This is a genomic window from Arthrobacter sp. Helios, from assembly GCF_023167125.1.
Classification (GTDB): domain Bacteria; phylum Actinomycetota; class Actinomycetes; order Actinomycetales; family Micrococcaceae; genus Arthrobacter_B; species Arthrobacter_B luteolus.
This window is the reverse complement of record NZ_CP095402.1, coordinates 1333535-1356013: the sequence shown is the minus strand read 5'-3', so window position 1 is coordinate 1356013 and position 22479 is coordinate 1333535. Positions and strand designations below refer to the sequence as shown.

18 protein-coding genes are annotated in these 22479 nt (G+C 65.5%); 2 read left to right on the top strand and 16 right to left on the bottom strand.

Annotation, left to right across the window (positions count from 1 at the left end; translation table 11 throughout):
• Positions 1-115 precede the first annotated feature (115 nt).
• The 15 genes from secG to ArtHe_RS05930 form a co-directional block, all read right to left on the bottom strand.
• Positions 116-367 (bottom strand): preprotein translocase subunit SecG, encoded by a 252-nt coding sequence (gene secG, locus ArtHe_RS06000; protein WP_066297948.1) that lies wholly within the window; start codon positions 365-367, stop codon positions 116-118.
• 53 nt (positions 368-420) lie between these two features.
• Positions 421-1236 carry a triose-phosphate isomerase gene (tpiA, locus tag ArtHe_RS05995; protein WP_066297950.1) on the bottom strand — a complete coding sequence of 272 codons (816 nt, stop codon included), beginning with the start codon at positions 1234-1236 and terminating at the stop codon, positions 421-423.
• 86 nt (positions 1237-1322) lie between these two features.
• Positions 1323-2549: a phosphoglycerate kinase gene (locus tag ArtHe_RS05990; protein ID WP_248319179.1), complete on the bottom strand. Its 1227-nt coding sequence runs from the start codon at positions 2547-2549 to the stop codon at positions 1323-1325.
• A gap of 38 nt (positions 2550-2587) precedes the next feature.
• Entirely contained in the window at positions 2588-3592 is a 1005-nt protein-coding gene (gap, locus tag ArtHe_RS05985) for a type I glyceraldehyde-3-phosphate dehydrogenase (RefSeq protein WP_248319178.1), read from the bottom strand.
• A gap of 209 nt (positions 3593-3801) precedes the next feature.
• Complete coding sequence (locus ArtHe_RS05980) at positions 3802-4428, bottom strand: superoxide dismutase (protein ID WP_066297958.1); 627 nt, start codon at positions 4426-4428, stop codon at positions 3802-3804.
• Positions 4429-4533: 105 nt separating this feature from the next.
• The gene (whiA, locus tag ArtHe_RS05975; protein WP_248319177.1) at positions 4534-5514 is read right to left on the bottom strand and encodes a DNA-binding protein WhiA; all 981 of its coding nucleotides are present in this window, start codon (positions 5512-5514) and stop codon (positions 4534-4536) included.
• Between the two features lie 10 nt (positions 5515-5524).
• On the bottom strand, positions 5525-6529 hold the full coding sequence (gene yvcK / locus ArtHe_RS05970; RefSeq protein WP_248319690.1) for a uridine diphosphate-N-acetylglucosamine-binding protein YvcK: 1005 nt from the start codon (positions 6527-6529) through the stop codon (positions 5525-5527).
• 21 nt (positions 6530-6550) lie between these two features.
• Positions 6551-7450: an RNase adapter RapZ gene (gene rapZ / locus ArtHe_RS05965; protein WP_248319176.1), complete on the bottom strand. Its 900-nt coding sequence runs from the start codon at positions 7448-7450 to the stop codon at positions 6551-6553.
• A 144-nt stretch (positions 7451-7594) separates the two neighbouring features.
• Positions 7595-9607, bottom strand: coding sequence for an excinuclease ABC subunit UvrC (uvrC, locus tag ArtHe_RS05960; RefSeq protein WP_248319175.1), 2013 nt, complete (start codon positions 9605-9607; stop codon positions 7595-7597).
• Positions 9608-9701: 94 nt separating this feature from the next.
• Positions 9702-10370, bottom strand: a complete 669-nt coding sequence (locus tag ArtHe_RS05955) for a lysophospholipid acyltransferase family protein (protein WP_248319174.1) — start codon at positions 10368-10370, stop codon at positions 9702-9704.
• Positions 10357-11052, bottom strand: a complete 696-nt coding sequence (locus ArtHe_RS05950) for an HAD hydrolase-like protein (protein WP_248319173.1) — start codon at positions 11050-11052, stop codon at positions 10357-10359. The genes ArtHe_RS05955 and ArtHe_RS05950 overlap by 14 nt, the downstream gene beginning before the upstream one ends.
• A 110-nt stretch (positions 11053-11162) precedes the next feature.
• Positions 11163-14057, bottom strand: coding sequence for an excinuclease ABC subunit UvrA (uvrA, locus tag ArtHe_RS05945; RefSeq protein ID WP_174522116.1), 2895 nt, complete (start codon positions 14055-14057; stop codon positions 11163-11165).
• Positions 14058-14111: 54 nt separating this feature from the next.
• Complete coding sequence (locus ArtHe_RS05940) at positions 14112-14489, bottom strand: GntR family transcriptional regulator (RefSeq protein WP_066297977.1); 378 nt, start codon at positions 14487-14489, stop codon at positions 14112-14114.
• A 95-nt stretch (positions 14490-14584) separates the two neighbouring features.
• The gene (locus ArtHe_RS05935; RefSeq protein ID WP_248319689.1) at positions 14585-16498 is read right to left on the bottom strand and encodes an ABC transporter ATP-binding protein; all 1914 of its coding nucleotides are present in this window, start codon (positions 16496-16498) and stop codon (positions 14585-14587) included.
• Positions 16499-16500: 2 nt separating this feature from the next.
• Positions 16501-18234: an ABC transporter ATP-binding protein gene (locus tag ArtHe_RS05930; RefSeq protein ID WP_248319172.1), complete on the bottom strand. Its 1734-nt coding sequence runs from the start codon at positions 18232-18234 to the stop codon at positions 16501-16503.
• A 137-nt stretch (positions 18235-18371) separates the two neighbouring features.
• Here ArtHe_RS05930 and ArtHe_RS05925 point away from each other — a divergent pair, with 137 nt between their 5' ends.
• Positions 18372-19019: an MBL fold metallo-hydrolase gene (locus ArtHe_RS05925; RefSeq protein ID WP_248319171.1), complete on the top strand. Its 648-nt coding sequence runs from the start codon at positions 18372-18374 to the stop codon at positions 19017-19019.
• 33 nt (positions 19020-19052) lie between these two features.
• Here the strand turns inward: ArtHe_RS05925 and ArtHe_RS05920 are convergent, their stop codons facing one another.
• Positions 19053-19829, bottom strand: a complete 777-nt coding sequence (locus ArtHe_RS05920) for a trans-aconitate 2-methyltransferase (protein WP_248319170.1) — start codon at positions 19827-19829, stop codon at positions 19053-19055.
• Between the two features lie 105 nt (positions 19830-19934).
• Here ArtHe_RS05920 and ArtHe_RS05915 point away from each other — a divergent pair, with 105 nt between their 5' ends.
• Positions 19935-22475, top strand: a complete 2541-nt coding sequence (locus ArtHe_RS05915; RefSeq protein WP_248319169.1) for a DEAD/DEAH box helicase — start codon at positions 19935-19937, stop codon at positions 22473-22475.
• Positions 22476-22479 lie beyond the last annotated feature (4 nt).

Below are 22479 nucleotides of genomic sequence, written 5' to 3'. Positions count from 1 at the left end.
GGATCTAATGATCCGGGGCCACTCTCTGTGTAGGCTGACGCCTGTACAAGCTGATTAAAACTGCCGCCGCGCCGGCTGCCTGAGCGGCCGGGGCGGCAGATCTATCGGGAGGGTCCTAGGACTCGCCGGAAAAACGCTGGATCAGGCCGAGGGCAATGATGACCAGGCCCCAGGAGAGGCCCAGCACCACGGTGAAGCGGTTGAGGTTCTTCTCCGCGACTCCGGAAGAACCCATGCTGGTGCTCATACCCCCGCCGAACATGTCCGACATACCGCCGCCGCGGCCCTTGTGAAGAAGGATCAGGAAGGTGAGCAGCAAGCTGGTCAGGCCAAGCAGAACCAGCAGGATGATCTTCAGAATTTCCACTTACGGCCTTTCACGGGTGACACATTGAATTGGAGACGCTGCCGCTGCGCAGGTCAGTCGGTCACCAGGTGTTGTTCGAACCTGACAATATTAGCAAATTCGGCTACGTCCAAACTGGCACCGCCCACCAGCACGCCGTCCACGTCCCGCTCCTTGAGGATGCTGGCGGCATTGGCTGCCTTCACGGATCCCCCGTAGAGCAGCCGGACCTTGGCGGCAACCGCATCGTCGTACAGATCTGCGAGTTCTGCGCGGATGGTGCTGCACATTTCCTGGGCGTCCTCCGGGCCTGCCACCTCACCGGTGCCGATGGCCCAGACCGGTTCGTACGCGATCACCAGGCGCGAGACTTCCTCAGCTGACAACCCCACCAGGTCGTTGCGCACCTGTTCCAGGGTGTGAAGCAGGTGGTTGCCGGCCTGCCGCTCGGCGAGGCCTTCGCCAACGCAGAGCACCGGAACCAGGTTGTTCCGGAACGCGGCCTGGAGCTTGGCGTTCAGCAGGGCGTCCGATTCACCATGCACGCTCCGGCGTTCGCTGTGGCCGACCAGGACATAGCTGCAGCCCAGCCGGGACAGGAACTGCCCGGAGATGTCTCCGGTGAATGCGCCGGAATCTTCCGGGGAGAGGTCCTGGGCGCCGTAGGCCACCTTGAGCTTATCCCCCTGCACCAGGGTCTGGGTGCTGCGCAGGTCAGTGAACGGAGGGAAGACCACCACTTCAACGCGGCTGAAGTCGTGCTTGGCGTCACTCAGTGTCCAAGCCAGTTTCTGCAGCAGCGTAATGCCCTGCACATGGTCCATGTTCATTTTCCAGTTGCCCGCGATCAGCGGTGTGCGGTCGAACTTGCCGTTGGTCGAGGTTGTCATCTCTGCTCCGGTTCGGTTGGGTTAGGGTGTCCTGGCGCGGACATGGGAACGGGTCCGCCGGCCAAGGACCGGCGGACCCGAAAGGGTTATTTGTCGAGGACGGCGATGCCCGGCAGTTCCTTGCCCTCGAGGTATTCCAGGCTGGCGCCGCCGCCGGTGGAGATGTGCCCGAAGTCTGAGTCGGAGAATCCCAGTTTGCGCACGGCTGCCGCAGAGTCTCCGCCGCCCACCACCGTGAGCCCGGAGCACGCCTTCAAACCTTCGGCAACGGCCTTCGTCCCGTTAGCGAAAGCATCGAATTCGAAGACCCCCATGGGCCCGTTCCAGAACACCGTGGCACCCGAACGGATACGCTCGCTGAAGGCAGCCGCTGAGTCGGGACCGATGTCGAGGCCGGTTCCGGACGCACCGAAACTGCTGCCCTCGATGGCAGAGGCCGGGACAACCTCGTGCTTGGCGTCCGGTGCAAACCTGTCCGCCACCACGATGTCGGTGGGCAGGACAAACTCGCAGCCGGTCGCCGCCGCGCGGGAAAGGTAGTCCTTCACTGTCTCGATCTGGTCCTCTTCCAGCAGAGAGGCCCCCACCTTGTATCCCTGAGCGGCCAGGAAGGTATAAACCATACCCCCGCCGATCAGCAGATAGTCGGCCCGGGTCATGAGGTTCTCGATCACGGCCAGCTTGTCCGAGACCTTGGAACCACCGAGCACCACAACGTACGGCTTGGCCGGGTCCGAGGTCAGCCGGGAAAGTACCTCGAGTTCAGAGCGGACCAGGTTTCCCTCGTATGCGGGGAGGACTTCGGCAATGTCGTACACGCTGGCGTGCCTGCGGTGCACAGCACCAAAGGCATCGTCCACGTAGGCGCCGGTCCCGCCGGTGAGCCCGGCCAGTTCCTGGGCCAGTTCCCTGCGCTGAGCGTCGTCCTTTGAGGTTTCCCGGGCATCAAACCGGATGTTCTGGAGCACCAGGACGCTTCCCGCGGCGAGGCCGGCAGCGCGTTCCCTGGCGCTGGGGCCGGTCACGTCGTCGGCGAACTCGACAGCGAAGGGTGCAAGTTCGTCGAGCCGGTCCACGGCGGGGCGCAGGCTGTACTTCTCGTCCGGCTGGCCCTTCGGCCGGCCGAGGTGGGCCATGACAATGACTTTGGCGCCGCGCTCCACCAGCAGCTGCAGGGTTGGAATCGAGGCGCGGATACGGCCGTCGTCGGTAACCCGGCCGTTGTCCAGCGGTACGTTCAGGTCGGAACGGACAAGCACGTATCGGTTGTCAACGCCGTCGCTGAGCAGTTCGTCGAGTGTCTTGATTGTCATGTCTACCTTTGTTTGTCTCTGCCGTGCGGGCGGTGGGGCTAAAGTTTGGAAGCTACGAGTGCGGTGAGGTCCACCAGCCGGCAGGAGTAGCCCCACTCGTTGTCGTACCAGCCAACAACTTTAACCTCGTTGCCCATCACGCGTGTCAGCCCCGAGTCGAAGATGCAGGACGCCGGGTCGGTCACGATATCGGAGGAGACGATGGGCTCGTCCGTGTAGCGGAGGTATCCGTTCAGGGCACCTTCCCCGGCAGCCTTGTACGCCTCATTGATGGCGTCGACGCTGGCTTCCTTGCCCAGGGTGACCGTCAGGTCGGTCACGGACCCGGTGGGCACGGGAACGCGCAGGGCGAAGCCGTCCAGCTTGCCGTCCAGCTCAGGGATCACGAGCCCGATCGCCTTGGCGGCTCCGGTGCTGGTGGGAACGATGTTCAGGGCTGCGGCACGGGCGCGGCGCAGGTCGCGGTGCGGGCCGTCCTGCAGGTTCTGGTCCGCGGTGTAAGCGTGGACGGTGGTCATGAGCCCGCGTTCAATCCGGAAGGCGTCGTGGAGGACCTTGGCCAGCGGTGCGAGGCAGTTGGTGGTGCAGGAGGCGTTGGAGATGATGGTGTCCGTGGCGGGGTTGTAGGTGCTGTCGTTCACGCCCATCACGATGGTGCGGTCCGCGCCCTTGCCGGGGGCGGAGATAAGCACCTTTTTGGCGCCGGCCTCAAGATGGGCCCTGGCGTCGTCGGCCTTGGTGAAGAACCCTGTGGACTCAATGACGATGTCCACGCCCAGGTCCTTCCAGGGAAGTTTGGCGGGGTCGCGTTCCGCGAGGACCTTGATGGTTTTGCCGCCCACTACCAGGTTGCCGTCCTGGACCTCCACGCTGGAGCCGATCCGGCCGGTAATGGAATCGTATTTGAGCAGGTGGGCCAGGGTCTCGGGACTCGTCAGGTCATTGACGGCAACGATGTCAAGATCGGCGTTCTGTTCCAGTGCGGCCCGAAAGTAGTTGCGTCCGATACGCCCGAATCCGTTGATTCCAACACGAGTAGTCACTTTTCTTCTCTCCTTGATAGCGGGTCGTTCGAGAATCAGTGACCTCAGTGGGAAAAGGCCACTTCAGTTGACTTCGCAGGAGCGGCGGGCCGGACCTGCGCCGGCGCACGGACTGCCTTCAGGCACTGCATGAGCCGTTGCTTCATCTTACGCGTAGGTGCCGCCGGTATGTGACCGGCGGCACCCAATTTGGCGCGTGCCTGCCGTGATTAGGCGGGCAGGATCAGCTTCGAAGCGCCGGTGCGTGCAGCGTCGAAACGGGCTGCGACGTCAGCCCAGTTGACGATGTTCCAGAATGCCTTGACGTAGTCAGCCTTAACGTTGACGTAGTCGAGGTAGAAGGCGTGCTCCCACATATCCAGCATCAGCAGGGGAACGGTGCCCACGGGGATGTTGCCCTGCTGATCGTAGAGCTGCTCGATGACAAGGTTGCCGCCGAGGGGCTCGTAGGCCAGGATGGCCCAGCCGGAACCCTGAAGGGAGTTCGCCGCCGCCGTGAACTGGCCACGGAAGGCATCGAAGGAACCGAAGAAGTCGTCGATGGCTGCTGCGAGCTCGCCGACAGGCTTGTCTCCGCCTTCAGGCGAGAGGTTGTTCCAGAAGATGGAGTGGTTCGTGTGGCCACCGAGGTGGAACGCGAGGTCCTTGGACAGCTTCGGGATGGTGCCGAAGTCGCCCTTTTCCCGGGCTTCTGCCATCTGCGCGAGGGCGGTGTTGGCGCCGGCGACGTAGGTGGCGTGGTGCTTGTCGTGGTGCAGTTCCATGATGCGCGCAGAGATGTGCGGTTCCAGCGCAGCGTAGTCGTACGGCAGCTCAGGCAGTGTGTATTCGTTCACGAAAATCCTCCGTTGATTGTCGGATCCATTATCCGGACGGCTTTTCCATCCGGAAGCTCATCGGGCTGAACAGGTCAGCAACCTTAGTCCATCCTATGCGGGTGGCTACTGGTCAAGCATTTCAGGGGTCACATTTGCTTCGGTGCCCGGAATTCCCAGTTCACCTGCGCGTTTGTCAGCCATGGCCAGAAGACGCCGGATGCGGCCGGCAATGGCGTCCTTCGTCATGGGCGGTTCGGCCAGGCGTCCGAGTTCATCCAGGCTGGCCTGCTTGTGCCCCACCCGCAGTTCACCGGCATAACGCAGGTGTTCCGGGACGTCCTCCCCGAGGATTTCCAGGGCGCGTTCCACCCGGGCACCGGCAGCGACGGCGGCCTGGGCCGAGCGGCGCAGGTTGGCGTCGTCGAAGTTGGCCAGGCGGTTGGCGGTGGCGCGGACTTCCTTGCGCATCCGCCGCTCCTCCCAGACCATCAGCGCGTCGTGCGCGCCCATCCGGGTGAGCAGGGCGGCGATCGTGTCTCCATCGCGGATCACCACACGGTCCACACCGCGCACTTCGCGGGCCTTGGCGGCAATACCGATCCGCCGGGCGGCGCCGACCAGGGCCAGGGCAGCTTCCGGTCCGGGGCAGGTGACTTCCAGCGAGGAGGAGCGTCCGGGCTCGGTCAGGGAACCATGGGCAAGGAACGCCCCGCGCCAGACTGCCTCGGCGTCTGCGGCGGAGCCGTTCACGACGACGGACGGCAGTCCGCGGACCGGCCTCCCCCGGGCGTCCAGGAGCCCGGTCTGGCGGGCCAGGGACTCGCCGTCCTTCACGACCCGCACCACGTAGCGGTTTCCGCGCCGCAGCCCTGAACCCGTGACTACAACGATGTCACTCACGTGGCCGTAGACCTCGGCAATTGCAGCACGCAGCCGCCGGGCCGTCGACGCGAGGTCAACCTCGGCCTCGATGACGATGCGGCCCGAAATGATGTGAAGACCTCCCGCAAAGCGCAGCATTGCCGAAACTTCGGCTTTTCGAACTGAGGACTTTTTCACGGTCAGACGTGAGAGTTCCTCTTTGACTGCAGCAGTCAGCGCCACAAATACACTCCTAGCTTTCCCCGAAAATATCGTGATAGGCGGCTGCCAGACGCAGCGGATCATGGATCGGCCGCCCGGCCGCTGCCCCTACCTTACCGAAGACCGGACGGGCCCCCATTTCGGCGGCCGCCGCTGCGAAGGCCCCGCGGTCCTCCACCACCGCCGGATCGGCCAGCACAACGTCCACCTTGAACCCGGGCGCATAGCGCCGGATCACCTGGAGGTGGTCGACGGCGGTCATCCCCGAGGTCTCCTTGGTTTCGTTGCTGAGGTTCATGGTCAGGCACCGGCGGGCCCGGGTGTCGCACAGGGCTTCGCGCATTTCCGGCAGCAGCAGGTGCGGCAGCACGGAGGTGTACCAGGAGCCGGGTCCCAGGATCACCCAGTCCGCCCGCCGGATCGCGGAGACCGCTTCCGTGCAGGCGGGCGCATCCGGAGGCAGCAGGCGGACATTGACGACATTCGAGTGTGTTCCGGCAACGGCCAGTTCCGCCTGCCCGGTGACGGTTTCGTGCCGGAGCGCGGAACCGGTCAGCCGCAGGACGTCGCCCTCGATGGTCAGCGGGACCGTGGACATGGGCAGCACCTGGCCGCGCGCACCGAGCAGGGCCCCGGCCCATTGGAGCCCTGCGACGGGGTCCCCCAGCAGCTCCCAGAGGGTGACGATCAGCAGGTTTCCCAGCGCATGGTTGTCCAGGGCACCGTCCACGCCGGGGCGGGAGTGGAACCGGTGCTGCATCACATCCCGCCAGGTGCGTCCCCAGTCGGTGTCATCGCAGAGGGCTGACAGTGCCATCCGCAGGTCCCCCGGCGGCAGCACATCGAGTTCCTCGCGGAGCCGGCCGGAGGATCCGCCGTTGTCAGCAACCGTGACGACGGCGGTCAGGTCGGTGGTGAGCAGGCGCAGCGCAGAGAGGGAGGCAGAGAGGCCGTGGCCGCCGCCCAGCGCCACGACCGCCGGGGACTTCCCTCCTCCAGGGGGACGGAGGGGCCCGCCTTCGGGGAGGATGGGGATGGGGCCGGTAAGGAACCCCACCTATTCGCGCCCAAGGTCGCGGTGGTGGGAGCTCACGGTCACATGCGGCAGTTTCGCCAGCCGCTTGGCCAGTTCCTCGGTGACGGCAACGGACCGGTGCTTTCCACCGGTGCAGCCGACGGCGATCGTGGCGTAGTGCTTGTTTTCCCGCCGGTACCCGTCAATGACCGGCACCAGGGCCTCCACATAGCGGTCCAGGAAGTCTGCGGTGCCGTGGGCGCCAAGCACGTACTCGCGCACATCGGCGTCCTGGCCGGTGTGCGGGCGCAGCTGCGGAACCCAGTGCGGGTTGGGAATGAACCGGACGTCGGCCACGAAATTCGCGTCAACCGGAAGACCGTACTTGAAGCCGAAGCTCATCACGTTGAGGCGCAGCACGATCGGGCCGTGTTCGGTGAACAGCTCGGTGATGGTGGTGGCCAGGGCATGGACATTGAGTTTTGAGGTGTCAACGATGACGTCCGAGGCATCACGCAGCTCACGCAGCACATCCCGCTCGGCCGCGATTCCGTCCAGGATCCTGCCGTCTTCCTGCAGCGGGTGCGGACGGCGGCCGCTTTCGAAGCGCTGGACGAGGGCCTGGTCTGAGGCTTCGAGGAACAGCACACGGTAAGTGACGCCGGCGGCTCGGAGGTTGCCCAGCGCTTCGCGGATGTCCTGGAAGAGTTCCTTGCTGCGGACATCGATCACCACTGCGAGCTTGGGAATCGAATGCGGCATCCTAGACACGAGCTCAGTGAGTGTGCCAAGCATCAGCGGCGGAAGGTTCTCCACGACATACCAGCCGTGGTCTTCGAGGGCGTTGGCTGCGGTGGTTCGCCCGGCACCGGACATGCCGGTGACAACGAGTAGTTCGGACTCGGCAGGCTTGACGCTTTGCAGCCCGTCCACTTCTGTCATGTTCTTCTGTGTCCCGTCAGTCAGCCAACTAGTGCCGGTGCCTATTTTTGGTGCCTATTTTCCGTGCAGTGCCCTGCAGTGCCGGTCTTGGCCGGCGCCGGGACGGCCTGTCAGGCCGCCGTGCACCGGCAGTCCCAAGCCTAGCTAAGATTCGATTATTTCGCCGGTGGTCATATTGACCGCCGGTGCGGCTTCGGAGCCGGCCAGGGAGGACTGAATGACGGAAGCCATGGCCGGACCGATGCCGGGAACCTCCATCAGCTGCCCGGTGGTGGCCTGCTTCAGCCGGCGAACCGAACCGAAGTGCTTGATCAGAGCCTTCTGCTTGGCCGGGCCCAGGCCGGGGACGTTGTCCAGGGCAGACGCGGTCATGGACTTGCCGCGCTTCTGCCGGTGGAAGGTGATGGCAAAGCGGTGCGCCTCGTCCCGGATGCGCTGCAGCAGGAACAGCGCTTCGGAAGAGCGGGGCAGGATGACTGGGAATTCGCTGTCCGGCACCCAGACTTCTTCCAGCCGCTTGGCCAGCCCCACAACGTACACGTCGGTGATGCCCAGGTCTTCCAGCGCCCGGGACGCCGCGGCGACCTGGGGCTTGCCGCCGTCGACCACCACCAGGTTTGGCGGGTAGGCAAACTTGGCCTTCGGCGCGGCGGTCAGGGTGTCCGCCACCGGCTCACCGGGCTGCAGTGCCGCAGGGTCCGCTGCCCCGGGCACCGAACCGGAATCGGCGTCGGGCACCGCAGCGGCCGGGTCGAAGTTATCGGCCAGATAGTGCTTGAACCGGCGGGAGATCACGTCGTACATGGAGGCTGTGTCGTCCCGGGCCGCGTCACCGGTGATCGAGAAGCGGCGGTAGTCGGATTTCTTCATCAGACCGTCTTCCGCCACCACCATCGACGCCACCACGTTGGTGCCCTGCACGTGGGAGATGTCGTAACACTCGATGCGCAGCAGCGGCACGGGGATATCCAGTGCTTCCTGGAGTTCGGACAGGGCGGCTGACCGCGTGGTCAGGTCTCCGGCCCGCCGGCTCTTATGCAGGCGCATGGCATCTTCGGCGTTCCGGGTGACGGTTTCCATCAGCGATTTCTTATCGCCGCGCTGGGGAACGGAGATCTTCACCTTGGAGCCGCGCAGGCCGCGCAGCCAGACCTGGAGTTCCTCCGCGTTTTCCGGCAGCACCGGAACCAGTACCCTGCGCGGAATCCGGTCCGCCATGGCAGCTTCACCGTAGACCTGCTGCAGCAGGTGCTCCACGATCTCGCCGGTGTCCATGTCCTCGACCTTTTCCACGACCCAGCCGCGCTGGCCGCGGATCCGGCCGCCGCGGACGTGGAAGACCTGGACGGACGCTTCCAGTTCGTCCTGGACGAGGCCGAAAATGTCCGCGTCGGTATCCTCGGACAGGACCACCGTGTTGCGTTCGAAGACTTTCCTCAGTGCGGAAATGTCATCCCGGATGCGGGCGGCCGACTCATAGTCCAGTTCCGCCACGGCATGCTGCATCCGCTTTTCCAGGTCCTGGATGAAACGTTTGCTGTCCCCGGACATAAAGGCGCACAGTTCAGCGGCCAGGGCACGGTGGTCTTCCGGGCTGATCCGGCCAACACACGGTGCGGAGCACTTATCGATGTAGCCCAGCAGGCAGGGGCGTCCGGTGCGCTCGGCCCGCTTGAAGACGCCGGCACTGCAGGTGCGGACCGGGAAGACCCGCAGGAGCGTGTCGAGGGTCTCGCGGATTGCCTTCGCCGGGTAGAACGGGCCGAAGTAGCGGGTGTCCTTCCGCCGGTCTCCGCGCATCACCTGGGCGCGGGGATACTTCTCCCCCATGGTGACGGCGAGGTACGGGTAGGACTTGTCGTCCCGGAACATGATGTTGAACCGGGGACTGAATTCCTTGATCCAGGTGTACTCGAGCTGCAGGGCCTCCAGCTCGGTGCCAACTACCGTCCATTCCACGCTGGTGGCGGTAAAGACCATGGCTCGGGTTTTGGGCAGCAGCTGCCGCGGGTTGGCGAAATATGAGTTAAGCCTGGAACGCAGGTTTTTGGCCTTGCCCACATAAATGACCCGGCGGTGTTCATCCCGGAACCGGTACACCCCGGGTTCCGTCGGTATTTCCCCCGCCCGGGGCCGGTAAGTTGCTGGATCTGCCACTTTTCCATCCTAAGGCGGTGCCGGCCTGCCGCCGGACGCCTGCCCGGCCGGTTTCGCCGCCCGCGCAATGCACGCGGCCCCGGCAGAGGCCGGCTCAGGCGCCGTCGGGCCGGTTCTGGTTGTAGCTGGCGGCGCGGTCCTGGCCGGAGAGTTCGGCAATAGCGTCCATGACCTGGTCCGTAACCCGCCGCCGCTCCGGCAGGGCATGGCCCGGCCCGGTCTTCTGGAAGTACAGCGGCCGGCCCACGGACATGGTGAACGGCCGCGGCTTCACCCATTTCTTGCCCGCCGGCTGCAGCCGTTCCGTGCCGATCAGGCCAACGGGGACCACCGGCGCTCCGGAGGTCAGCGCCAGCCAGCCGACGCCGGTGCGGCCGCGGTAGAGCAGGCCGTCACGGGAACGGGTACCCTCCGGGTAGATGCCGATGCCGCCGCCGGTTTCGAGCACGTCGAGCAGGGATTTCAGCGCCGCGACGCTGGCAGCCTGCTGGTCCCGCTCAACCGGAATGGAACCGACGCTTTCGAAGAAGCTGCGCATCGCGGCGCCCTTGAGCCCCGGCGTAGTGAAGTACTCGGCCTTGGCGAAGAAACCGACCCGCCGCGGCATCAGCGCCTGGATCAGGACGCTGTCGAGGAAGGACAGATGGTTGGAAGCGACAATAAAGGGCCCGGACGTCGGTACGTTCTCCAGGCCGCTGACGGTGGGCCGGCAAAGGCGGATGAGCCCGCGGGTGCTGGACCGGGTGAGGTCATACAGGGCCATGGGCACCTGCCAGACCCGCGGCCTCCGCGACGGCAGCCTTCAGCTCCGGGGCTGAGGCAACGACGGCGGCAGCCCCCGCGGCTTCCAGCTCGCCGTCTGCTGCGAAGCCCCAGGAAACCCCGATGCAGGGAATCAGGTTGGCGGCAGCACCGTGCACGTCATGCTGGCGGTCCCCCACCATGACTGCCGCGGAATACTTTCCTGCGTGCCGGTCCAGGGCGGCCTTGATGATGGAGGCCTTGCCGTCGCTTGCTGCGGCCCGCTCATCAGCCGGCGAACCGTGGACTGAATCGAACAGGCCATCCAGGTGCTGGACCCGGAGAAGTTCCTTGGCGGTGGGCTCGGGTTTCTGCGTTGCCACGGCCACGAGGCAGCCGGCCTCCCGCAGTTCTTCCACTGCTGCCCGGATGCCGGGGTACGGGCGGCTGGCAGCCATACCAGTTTCCCGGTAGCCGGTGCGGTACCGGGAGATCACGGCGTCCAGCTGGGCAGCGGGTACGCCCGCAATGCGGGTCAGCGACTCGGCCAGCGGCGGCCCGACCATCTGGTGGAGGTCCGGCTCGGCCGGCACCGGCAGGCCGGAAGCAGAGAGGGCAGCGCTGATTCCCCCGGTTATGCTGCCGGCGGGGTCCACGAGGGTGCCATCAAGATCAAACAGGACCAGAAGCCGGAGTTTTATCACCGGGCAAGTTTCCCACAGAGAGGCGCCGGGGCGAAAAATACATAACGCGGCCGGAATATGTCGGCGGGCTCCCGGGGCCGGCGAACGCCGGCCCCGGGAGCCCGGTGTGACTAGCTGAGAATCTCCGCGAGGAACCGGCCGGTGTGGCTGGCCGGGGTCTTGGCCACCTTTTCAGGGGTACCGGAGGCGACTACCTGGCCGCCGCCGGATCCGCCGTCGGGCCCCAGATCGATGATCCAGTCCGCGCTCTTGATGACATCGAGGTTGTGCTCGATCGTGATGACGGTATTGCCCTTGTCCACGAGGCCCTGCAGGACCATCAGCAGTTTCCGCACGTCTTCGAAGTGGAGGCCCGTGGTGGGCTCGTCCAGGACGTAGGCGCTGCGGCCGTTGGAACGCTTCTGCAGTTCGGCGGCCAGCTTGACCCGCTGGGCCTCGCCGCCGGAGAGGGTGGTGGCGGGCTGACCGAGGCGGACATACCCGAGGCCGACGTCAACGAGGGTGTTGAGGTGGCGTGCGATCGGGCTGAACGCCGCGAAGAACTCCGCGGCTTCGGCGATCGGCATGTCCAGGACCTCGGCAATGTTCTTGCCCTTGTAGTGGACTTCCAGGGTTTCGCGGTTGAACCGGGCGCCGTGGCAGACCTCGCACGGGACGTAGACGTCCGGCAGGAAGTTCATTTCAATCTTCAGGGTGCCGTCGCCGTGGCAGGCTTCACAGCGGCCGCCCTTGACGTTGAAGGAGAACCGGCCGGGAAGGTAGCCGCGGACCTTGGCCTCGTTGGTTTCGGCGAACAGTTTCCGGATGTGGTCGAAGACGCCCGTGTAGGTGGCCGCATTGGAGCGCGGGGTGCGGCCGATGGGGCTCTGGTCAACGTGGATGACCTTATCCAGGTGTTCCAGGCCGTCCACCCGGGTGTGCCGTCCGGCCACGTGCTTGGCGCCGTTCAGCTTGCTGGCGAGGACCCGGTACAGGATGTCGTTGATGAGCGTGGACTTACCCGATCCGCTCACGCCGGTAACCGCAGTGAAGACGCCCAGCGGCAGGCTGACATCGAGGTCGCGCAGGTTGTTTTCCCGTGCGCCCACGATTTTCAGCTGGCGGGACTTGTCGACCTTGCGCCGCTTGGCAGGGACCTCGATCTTCCGCCGGCCGGAGAGGTAGTCACCCGTAATCGAGCGCGTGTTGGTCAGCAGCTCGGACAATGGGCCGGAGTGCACAATTTCACCGCCGGCCTCCCCCGCGCCGGGTCCCACGTCGACGACCCAGTCCGCTTCATGGATTGTGTCTTCGTCGTGCTCGACCACGATCAGGGTGTTCCCCAGGTTCCGGAGCCGGGCCAGGGTTTCGATCAGGCGCCGGTTGTCGCGCTGGTGCAGGCCGATGGATGGCTCGTCGAGGACGTAGAGGACGCCGACCAGGCCGGAACCAATCTGCGTGGCGAGGCGGATGCGCTGTGCTTCACCGCCGGAGAGGGTGGCGGCCGGGCGGTCGAGGCTGAGGTAGTCGAGGCCGACGTCGAGCAGGAAGGTCAGGCGGGCCTGGATTTCCTTGAGGACCTGTTCACCGATCTTCGCTTCGCGCGGAGTCAGGGTCAGGGTGTCGAAGAACGTGGCAGCCTCGCGCAGCGGCATCCTGCTGGCTTCGGCGATGTTTCGTCCGTTGATCAGCACCGAAAGCGAGGCCGGGTTCAGCCGGGCGCCGCCGCATTCCGGGCACGGGGTTTCCCGCATGTATTCCTCGTAGCGGTCCCGCGAACTTTCGGATTCGGTCTCCTGGTGCTTGCGCTTGATGTAGCCGATAACGCCTTCGAAGCCGGTGCTGTATTTGCGTTCCCGGCCGAACCGGTTCTTGTACTGGACAACAACCTTGTGGTCCTTGCCGTGCAGCACGGCCTCGCGGGCCTTCGCCGGCAGCTTCTTCCACGGCACGTCCATGGAGAAGCCCATGTCCTTGGCCAGTCCGTCCAGGAGGCGGTTCCAGTATTCGGTGGTGGCCGTACCCATCGACCAGGGGGCGATCGCGCCGGCTGCGAGGCTGAGGTTTGGGTTGGGGACAACCAGTTCTTCGTCGACTTCCAGCCGCGAACCGATGCCGGTGCAGACGGGGCAGGCGCCGAAGGGGTTGTTGAAGGAGAAGGACCGTGGCTCAATTTCGTCGATAGCCAGCGGGTGCTCGTTCGGGCAGGCGAGGTGCTCCGAGAAGGTGCGGGTCCGTTCCGGGCTGCCTTCCTCTGCATCCACGAAGTCGGCCAGGACGCGGCCGTCAGCCAGTGCCAGGGCGGTTTCCACCGAGTCGGTGAGCCGCTGCCGGATGCCGTCCTTGGCGACCAGTCGGTCAATCACGACCTCGATGGTGTGCTTGTACTGCTTGCCCAGCTTGGGCGGATCTGAGAGCTGGACGAGCTTGCCGTCCACCTTCGCCCGGGAATAGCCCTTCGCGGCCAGGTCCTTGAACAGGTCGACGAACTCGCCCTTGCGGCCACGGACCACCGGCGCCAGGATCTGGTAGCGGGTCCCTTCCTCGAGCTCGAGGAGCTGGTCGGTGATCTGCTGCGGCGTCTGCCGGCTCACCGGTTCCCCGCAGACCGGGCAGAACGGGGTGCCCACGCGTGCCCAGAGCAGGCGCATGTAGTCGTGGATCTCGGTGATCGTGCCGACCGTGGAGCGGGGGTTCTTGCTGGTGGACTTCTGGTCGATGGACACCGCGGGTGACAGGCCCTCGATGAAGTCGACGTCTGGCTTGTCCACCTGGCCCAGGAACATCCGGGCGTAGGAGGACAGTGATTCCACGTAGCGGCGCTGCCCCTCGGCAAAGATGGTGTCGAACGCCAGGGAGGACTTACCGGAACCCGAGAGACCGGTGAAAACAATCATTGCGTCCCGGGGCAGGTCCAGATCGACATTGCGCAGGTTGTGCTCCCGTGCGCCCTTGACGATCAGGCGCGACAGGTCGCCGCCGTGGTTCGGTGTTTGGCCAGGGGAGAGTGAAGTCGCGGTAGACACGCTTTCCACTGTAGAACACTCGGAACTCGAACATGTATTCGAGGGTGGGTGTGTTCACCCCTGGCGTAGGGCCGCTTCGACGTAGGAGAGCGCCGTCTTCGAGTCCACTCCGTTGGCCTTGACTGTGTGAGCAAAAACCCTGGCGGCTTCAGCCACGCGGCGCCTGCCGTTATCCCCCGCCGCGGCGATGATGGTGCCGGCCCGGGAACGGGTGGTAACCACCTCGGCCTGCTCCAGTTCGCGGTACGCCCGTGCCACCGTATTCACCGCGAGGCCCAGCTGCGCTGCCAGCGCACGGACGGGAGGAAGCCTGGTGCCGACGGCAAGGCTGCCGTCGTTGGCGGCATCAAGGATCTGCAGGCGGAGCTGCTCGTACGGCGGCACCGAACTTGTCCCGTCGATCCGTACCCAGGAGAGCACGCCGTCGTCCATGCCACCGCTTTCTGTTGTGCTGCCGGGGTTTACCCGGCAGGTCGGGAAGTCCCCTCAATCTTGCCATGTGCGGGCCCGGCCAAGGACTGGCAAGGCTAGTCCGGTGGTTCGGCTGCCGTGGCGGGTTCACTGAACTGGGATTGGTAGAGCCCGGAATAGAAACCCCCTGCCTCCAGCAGGGCCGCATGGGTTCCCTGCTCCACAATCCGGCCGTCCCGGACGGCCAGGATGATATCCGCGTCCCGGATCGTGGAGAGGCGGTGGGCGATCACGAAGGAGGTGCGGGCCTGGCGCAGGGCGTTCATGGCCTGCCGGATGGCGATTTCGGTGCGTGTGTCCACCGAGCTGGTTGCTTCGTCCAGCACCAGGATCGCGGGATTAGCCAGCCAGGCCCGGGCGATCGTGATCAGCTGCCGCTGCCCCTGGCTCAGGGAACCGCCCTCCGCGGTGAGGACCGTGTCGTAGCCCTCCGGCAGCGACCGGACGAAGTGGTCCACATGGGTGGCCTTCGCCGCCTCGATGACCTGTTCCTCCGTGGCGTCCGGGGCCCCATAGGAAAGGTTCTCGCGGATCGTGCCTTCGAACAGCCAGGCGTCCTGGAGGACCATGCCAATACAACTGCGCAGGTCCTCCCGGCGCATATCCATGATGCTGACGCCGTCGATCGTAATGTCCCCGGAATCGATGTCATAAAAGCGCATCAGCAGGTTCACAAGGGTGGTTTTGCCTGCCCCCGTAGGACCGACGATCGCCACCGTCTGCCCGGGTTTGGCGTCGAAGGAGAGGTCCCGGATCAGCGGGGCTTCCGGGGTGTAGGAGAAGGAAACCCGGCGGAACGCCACGTCGCCGCGCACCTTTTGCAGCACCACCGGATGGTCTGGATCGGGGCTTTCCTCCTTGGAATCGAGGAGCGCGAAGACGCGTTCAGCGGAGGCGACGCCGGACTGGAGCATGTTGATCAGGCCGCCCAGCTGCCCCAGCGGCTGGGAGAACTGCCGGCTGTACTGCACAAACGCCTGCACACCGCCGATGGACAGCGCACCGCCGGCCACCTGGATGCCGCCCACCACGGCGACCGCCACATAGTTCAGGTTCGAAATGAACATCATGACCGGCATGATGATGCCGGAGACGAACTGGGCCCGGAAGGTCGCGGAGTACAGCTGGTCATTAGCCGGGGCGAAACCGGCCACCACCCGTTCCTGCTGGCCGAAGGCTTTCACTACATCCTGGCCGGTGAACATCTCCTCGATGTAGCCGTTCACCTCGCCGGTGGTCTTCCACTGTGCCTTGAACTGCACCTGCGAGCGCCGGGCGATCAGGACAGTCACCAGGGCGGAGACCGGAACCGTAGCGACGGCTATCAGCGCCAGCAGCGGGGAAATCCACAGCATCATGCCCAGTACGCCCAGGATGGTCAGCACCGAGGTAATCACCTGGGTGATGCTCTGCGACAGGGTCTGGGCCAGGTTGTCGATGTCGTTGGTGACGCGGCTGAGCACGTCGCCCCGGGACTCCCGCTGGAAGTGGGACATCGGCAGGCGGAAGAGCTTGGCGTCCACGTCCCGCCGCAGCCGGTACATGGCGCCCTGCACGATCCGTGCGGTCACCCGTGCCTGGGCCCAGCCGAAAAAGAAGGACGCCAGGTAGATGGCCAGCACTCCCAGCAGCAGCCCTCCGAGGGCGCTGAAGTTGATCCCCTCCCCCGGCACGGCGTCCATGGCTGCCAGCATGTCCGCGAGTTGGTTCTCCCCCGAGGCACGCAGGGCCTCCACCTGTACGTCCTTGGGCACCCCGGGGGCCAGCGACGCACCGATCACGCCGTCGAAAATGACGTTCGTCGCGTCTCCCAGCACCTTGGGTGCGGTGACCGCGAGCGCCACGGAGACGACGGCGCAGACTGCCACAGCGGCAACCCGCCAGGTATCCGGTGACAGCAGCCGGAGCAGCCGGCCTGCGGAGGAGGCGAAGTTGGCAGGTTTAGCGGCCGGAGCGCCGCGGCCCGGCATACTCACAGTGCCTCCTCAGGAGTGAGCTGGGATTCGACGATCTCGCGGTAAGTGGGACTGGTCTCCATCAGTTCCGCATGGCTGCCGGTCCCGGCGATCCGTCCCTCCTCCAGGACGATGATCCGGGCGGCGTCGGTGATCGTGTTCACCCGCTGCGCCACTACCAGTACGGTCGCATGGGCGGTCCGTTCCTTCAACGCTGCCCGGAGCCTGGCATCCGTGGCGAAATCCAGCGCGGAGAAGCTGTCGTCGAAGAGGTAGATGGCCGGCTGGACCACGAGTGCGCGGGCGATGGCCAGCCGCTGCCGCTGTCCGCCGGAGAAGTTGGTGCCGCCCTGTTCCACGGCGTGGTCCAGCCCTCCCTCGGCCGCCCGCACAAAATCTGCGGCCTGGGCGATGTCGAGTGCCTGCCAGAGTTCCTCGTCCGTGGCTTCGGGCCTGCCGAAGCGCAGGTTGGACGCGATGGTGCCGGAGAAGAGGTGCGCCCGCTGCGGGACCAGGCCGATTCCGCCGCGCAGGGAGTCCAGGGTGACGGCGGCCGTGTCCTGGCCATCAACGCTGATACTGCCGGCGCTGGGGTCCAGGAGCCGGGGAATGAGGTTGAGCAGGGTGGATTTCCCGGCACCCGTGGAACCGATGATCGCCGTCGTCTGCCCGGGCAGTGCCTCGAAGCTGATCCCCTGCAGCACCGGAGCCTCGGCCCCCGGATAGGTGAAGCCCACCGCCTGGAACTGGAGGCGGCCGCCGTCGAACGCCAGCGGACGGGCGTCCGGTGCGTCGCGGACGCTGGTGCGCGTATCGAGCACCTCATAGATCCGTTCGGCGCAGACCGCGGCGCGGGGAAGCATCATGATCATGAACATGGACATCATCACGGCCATCAGGATCTGCATGATGTACGCGATGAAGGCGGTCAGTGCGCCGATCTGCATCTGCCCGGCATCGATCCGGAAGGCACCGAACCACACCACGGCGACGGTGGCGGTGTTCGCGACGAGCATCGCTGCGGGGAAAAGCAGTGCCAGGTACTGGGCCACCCGCAGCTGCGTGCCGGTGAGGTCGGAGTTGGCGCCTTCGAACCGCTGTTCCTCGGTACGTTCCCGGACAAACGCACGGATCACCGCGATACCCATGATCTGTTCCCGAAGCACTCCGTTGACCCGGTCGATCTGGCGCTGTGCCCGCCGGAACAGCGGTACCAGGCGGCGCAGGATCAGGATGATGATGACAAACAGCACCGGCAGGATCAGCAGCAGGATGCCGGAGAGTGGAATGTCCTGGTTCAGGGCCAGCAGCACCCCGCCCACCCCCATGATCGGGGCCGAAACCATCATGGTCATGGTGAGCAGCAGGGACATCTGCACCTGCTGCACGTCATTGGTGGTGCGGGTAATCAGCGACGGCGCACCGAAAACGCCCACCTCCCGGCCGGAGAATGTCTGCACGTTGGTAAAGAGGGCGTCACGCACATTCCGGCCCACCCGCATGGCGGTGCGCGCAGAGTAGTAGGTGGCAGCGACCGAACACACCACCTGCACGGCCGTCACCGCCAGCATCCAGGCGCCGATGGAGAGGATGGTCCCGGTGTCTCCCTGCACCACTCCGCGGTCAATGATGTCCGCGTTGAGGGTGGGCAGGAACAGGGTCGCGGCGGTCTGCAGGAACTGCAGGACGACGACGGCGGCAACGGCGCCCTTGAACGGGGCCAGGTTTTCACGAACGAGCCGAACGAGCACTTATCCTCCCGGAGCTGCCGGGCGGTCCGCCGGCACCATCCGAAACTACGCCCGTTCCCCGAGGCCGGGCAAGGGTCCCTCTGACACGGTCACCGGGTGCACCCCGGGCGCGCTGGCGGCCGTTTAGACTGGGCCGCATGTTGGATACGAAGAACGTCTCGATCAGAAGCGCGTCCGTTGGTTCCATGGACAACAACGTCTACGTCCTCACGGCAAAGAACTCGGGCACCCAGGTCCTGATTGACGCCGCGGATGATTTTCCACGCATCCAGGCTCTGCTGGACAACGGGGCGGACGATCTGTACGGCGGGCCTGCGGAGGCAGCCGTCCGGATGATCATCACCACCCACAGCCATCCGGACCATGTTCAGGCGCTCGCCGACGCCGTTGCAGCCACAGGAGCCCGCACGGCGGCGGGGGCTGAGGACATCCCGGAGATTCCGGTGCCGACCGATGTGCCGCTGGCCCACGGTGACGTGCTGGACTTCGACGGTTTTGATCTGGAAGTGATCAGCCTGCGCGGACACACCCCCGGCTCCGTGGCCCTGCTCTACCGGGATCCGGACGGACCGGCGCACCTGTTCACCGGCGACTCGCTTTTCCCCGGAGGCCTCGGCAATACGCAAAAGGACCCGCAGCGGTTCAGTTCCCTGTTCGCCGACGTATTCGAACGTATCTTCGAATACCTTCCGGATGACACGGTGGTCCATCCGGGCCACGGAGCCGGAACGACCCTCGGTGCCGAACGCCCCCATCTGGCCGAGTGGAAGGAACGCGGCTGGTAGCAGGCCGCATGCTGCTTCGGTCAGGACGTCCTGCTAAGCCTTGTGCGCGACCAGGAAGATCCGGCGGAACGGAAAAACGGTGCCCCATGGCCTTGCCGGATAGGCAGTCCGAAGCAGCCGGCCGTACTCGGCTTCAAATTCCGTGTACTCTCCTGCGGGCAGCGCAGCCATCACCGGGCGCAGCGCTGTGCCCCGGACCCAGTCCAACACCGGATCTTCCCCGGTAAGCACCTGCAGGTAACTGGTTTCCCAGACATCGGGAACAAACCCGGCGTCGACGAGCAGCTCGAGGTACCGCTCCGGTTCGGCCACGGAGTCCTCACCCCTCAGTACGCCGGCGAGCGCGGGACGCCAGCGCGGCGAGCCGGCCAGTTCACGCATCAGGACGTGGGAGAGGCCGCCGAAGTTGCCGGGCACCTGCACAGCGATCCAGGAACCGGGATCGAGTTCCTTTGCCCAGCGCTGCAGCAGCTCTTCATGTCCGGGAACCCACTGCAGGGCCGCGTTGGAGACCAGCACTCCGGGGCCCGGCCGCGGCTCCCAATCCTCGATGTTCCCCTCGTGGAAGGAGAGCTGCGGCTGGCCGCCTGCCAGGGTACGCGCCTGGCGCACCATCTCGGGGGAGGAATCCAGGCCGGTGACTGAAGCGCCCGGCCACCGGTCAGCCAGGACGGCGGTCAACGCCCCGGTCCCGCAGCCCAGATCAACGGCCCAGTCAGGGTTGTCGGCGCCGATCCTGGCCACCAGGTCGAAGAACGGCCGGTCTCTGTGGGCGGAGAACTGCGTGTACTTTGCCGGATCCCATTTCATGCCGCGAGCGTAGCAGGCACGGCGGCCAGGGAACGGCGGCTGCCTGGGCCGGCACCTGGCGGCGCACAACGCGGCTTTCCCGCGCACCGCTAGGCTGGTAGGGAGATGAAACTACTTGAACAGCTGCCTTCCGGTCCCTCCGCCACCCGCACCGTCGATCCCGACGAGCTTTACACTTCCTTCCTGGAATGGGTGGAGAGCCGCGGCATGTCCCTGTACCAGGCCCAGGACGAGGCCGTGATGGAGCTGGTCTCCGGCCACAACGTCATCCTGGCTACGCCCACCGGGTCCGGGAAGTCCATGGTCGCGATCGCCGCGCACTTCTACGCCATGGCACTGGATGAGCGCAGCTACTACACCGCCCCCATCAAGGCGCTGGTTTCCGAAAAGTTCTTCGCGCTCTGCGACATCTTCGGTGCGGAGAACGTCGGAATGGTCACCGGCGACTCTTCGGTCAACAAGGACGCCCCGATCATCTGCTGCACCGCGGAGATCCTGGCGAACATCGCCCTGCGCGAGGGGCCCGACGCCGACGTCGGAACCGTGATCATGGACGAGTTCCACTTCTACTCCGACCCGCAGCGCGGCTGGGCCTGGCAGGTTCCGCTGCTGGAGCTGCCGCAGACCCAGTTCCTGCTGATGTCCGCCACCCTGGGCGACATGACCAGGATCGCCACGGACCTCTCCGAGCTGACCAACCGGGACACCGTCACGGTCTCCTCCGTGGAGCGGCCCATCCCGCTGCACTACTACTACGTGGAGACTCCGGTCCAGGAGTCCCTTGAAGAGCTGCTGGCGACCAAGCAGGTCCCGGTCTACGTGGTCCACTTCAGCCAGATCGAGGCAATCGACCGCGCCCAGGCGCTGATGAGCATCAACGTGTGCACGCGGGAGGAAAAGGACAGGATCGCCGACCTGATCGCCGGATTCCGCTTCGCCCCCGGCTTCGGCAAAACCCTGAACCGGCTGGTCCGGCACGGCATCGGCGTGCACCATGCCGGCATGCTGCCAAAGTACCGCCGGCTCGTTGAACAGCTGGCGCAGGCCGGGCTGCTGAAGGTGATCTGCGGCACCGACACCCTCGGAGTCGGCATCAACGTGCCGATCCGCACCGTCCTGATCACTGCCCTGTCCAAGTACGACGGCGTGCGCACCCGCCCGCTGAACGTCCGGGAATTCCACCAGATTGCCGGCCGGGCCGGCCGGGCCGGCTATGACACGGCAGGCACCGTCGTCGTCCAGGCACCGGAGCACGTCATCGAGAACGCCAAGGCGATGGCCAAGGCGAAGGCGAAATTCGGCGATGACCAGAAGAAGCTGCGGCAGGTTGCCAAGAAAAAGCCGCAGGCCGGTTTTGTGTCCTGGGGCGAGCCCACCTTCACCAAGCTGGTGGAGGGCACCCCGGAGCCGCTGACCTCCAGCTTCAATGTCACGCACGCCATGCTGCTGAACCTCCTGGAGCGCCCCGGCGACCCGTTCCGCGCTGCGAAGCACCTGCTCACCAATAACCACGAGACCAGGTCCTCGCAGCTGAAACTCATGCGCAAGGCGCTGGGGATCTACCGCGAACTCAAGACCGCCGGAATCGTGGAGAAGCTGCCCGTCCCGGATTCCGATGGCCGCCAGGTCCGGCTCAAGGTGCACCTCCAGCCGAACTTCGCGCTCAACCAGCCGCTCTCCCCCTTCGCCATGGCGGCGTTGGAGATCCTCGACCCGGAGAGCCCGTCCTACGCCCTGGACGTCGTCTCGGTTATCGAAGCCACGCTGGAGAAACCGCGCCAGGTGCTCTCCGCGCAGGAAAAGAAAGCGCGCGGAGAGGCCATCGCGGCCATGAAGTCGGAGGGCATCGAGTACGACCAGCGGATGGCCCTGCTGGAGGAAGTCACCTACCCGCAGCCGCTCGCCGAACTCCTCTTCCAGTCCTTCGAGGTTTACCGCAGCGGCGCTCCCTGGCTGGGCGACTTCGAGCTGACTCCGAAGTCGATTGTCCGGGACATGTATGAGCGGGCCATGAGTTTCGGCGAGTATGTCGCGTTTTACTCGCTGGCCCGCTCCGAGGGTGTGGTGCTGCGCTACCTGGCCGACTGCTACAAGGCGTTGCTGCAGACCGTTCCGCCCGAAGCGCTCCGGGAGGACCTGTCAGACATCATTGAGTGGCTTGGGGAACTGGTCCGTCAGACCGACTCCTCCCTGCTGGACGAATGGGAAGAACTCGCCGCCGGGATTGATTCCTCCGCGGGCAGTGAACCCGTGCTGCCCCCTGCCCCGGAAAAGCTCACCGGCAACACCCGCGCCTTCCGCGTGATGGTCCGCAACGAAATGTTCCAGCGGGTGAAACTGTTCGCTGATGAGGACGACGCCGCGCTGGGCATGCTCGACGCCGGATCCGGCTGGGACGCGGACCGCTGGGCGGATGTGCTGGATGCCTACTTCGAGGAACACGAGGACATTGACGACGGCCCCGATGCACGCGGCCCGCAGCTGCTGATCATCAAGGAACTGCCGGGCAAGTGGGAAGTGCGCCAGATCTTCAAAGACCCGGCCGGGCATCTGGACTGGGGCATCACGGCCGAAGTGGACCTTGCCGCCTCGGACGAAGCAGGCAGCCCCGTCATCCGCGTGATCCATGCCGGGCGTCTGGACTAGGCTG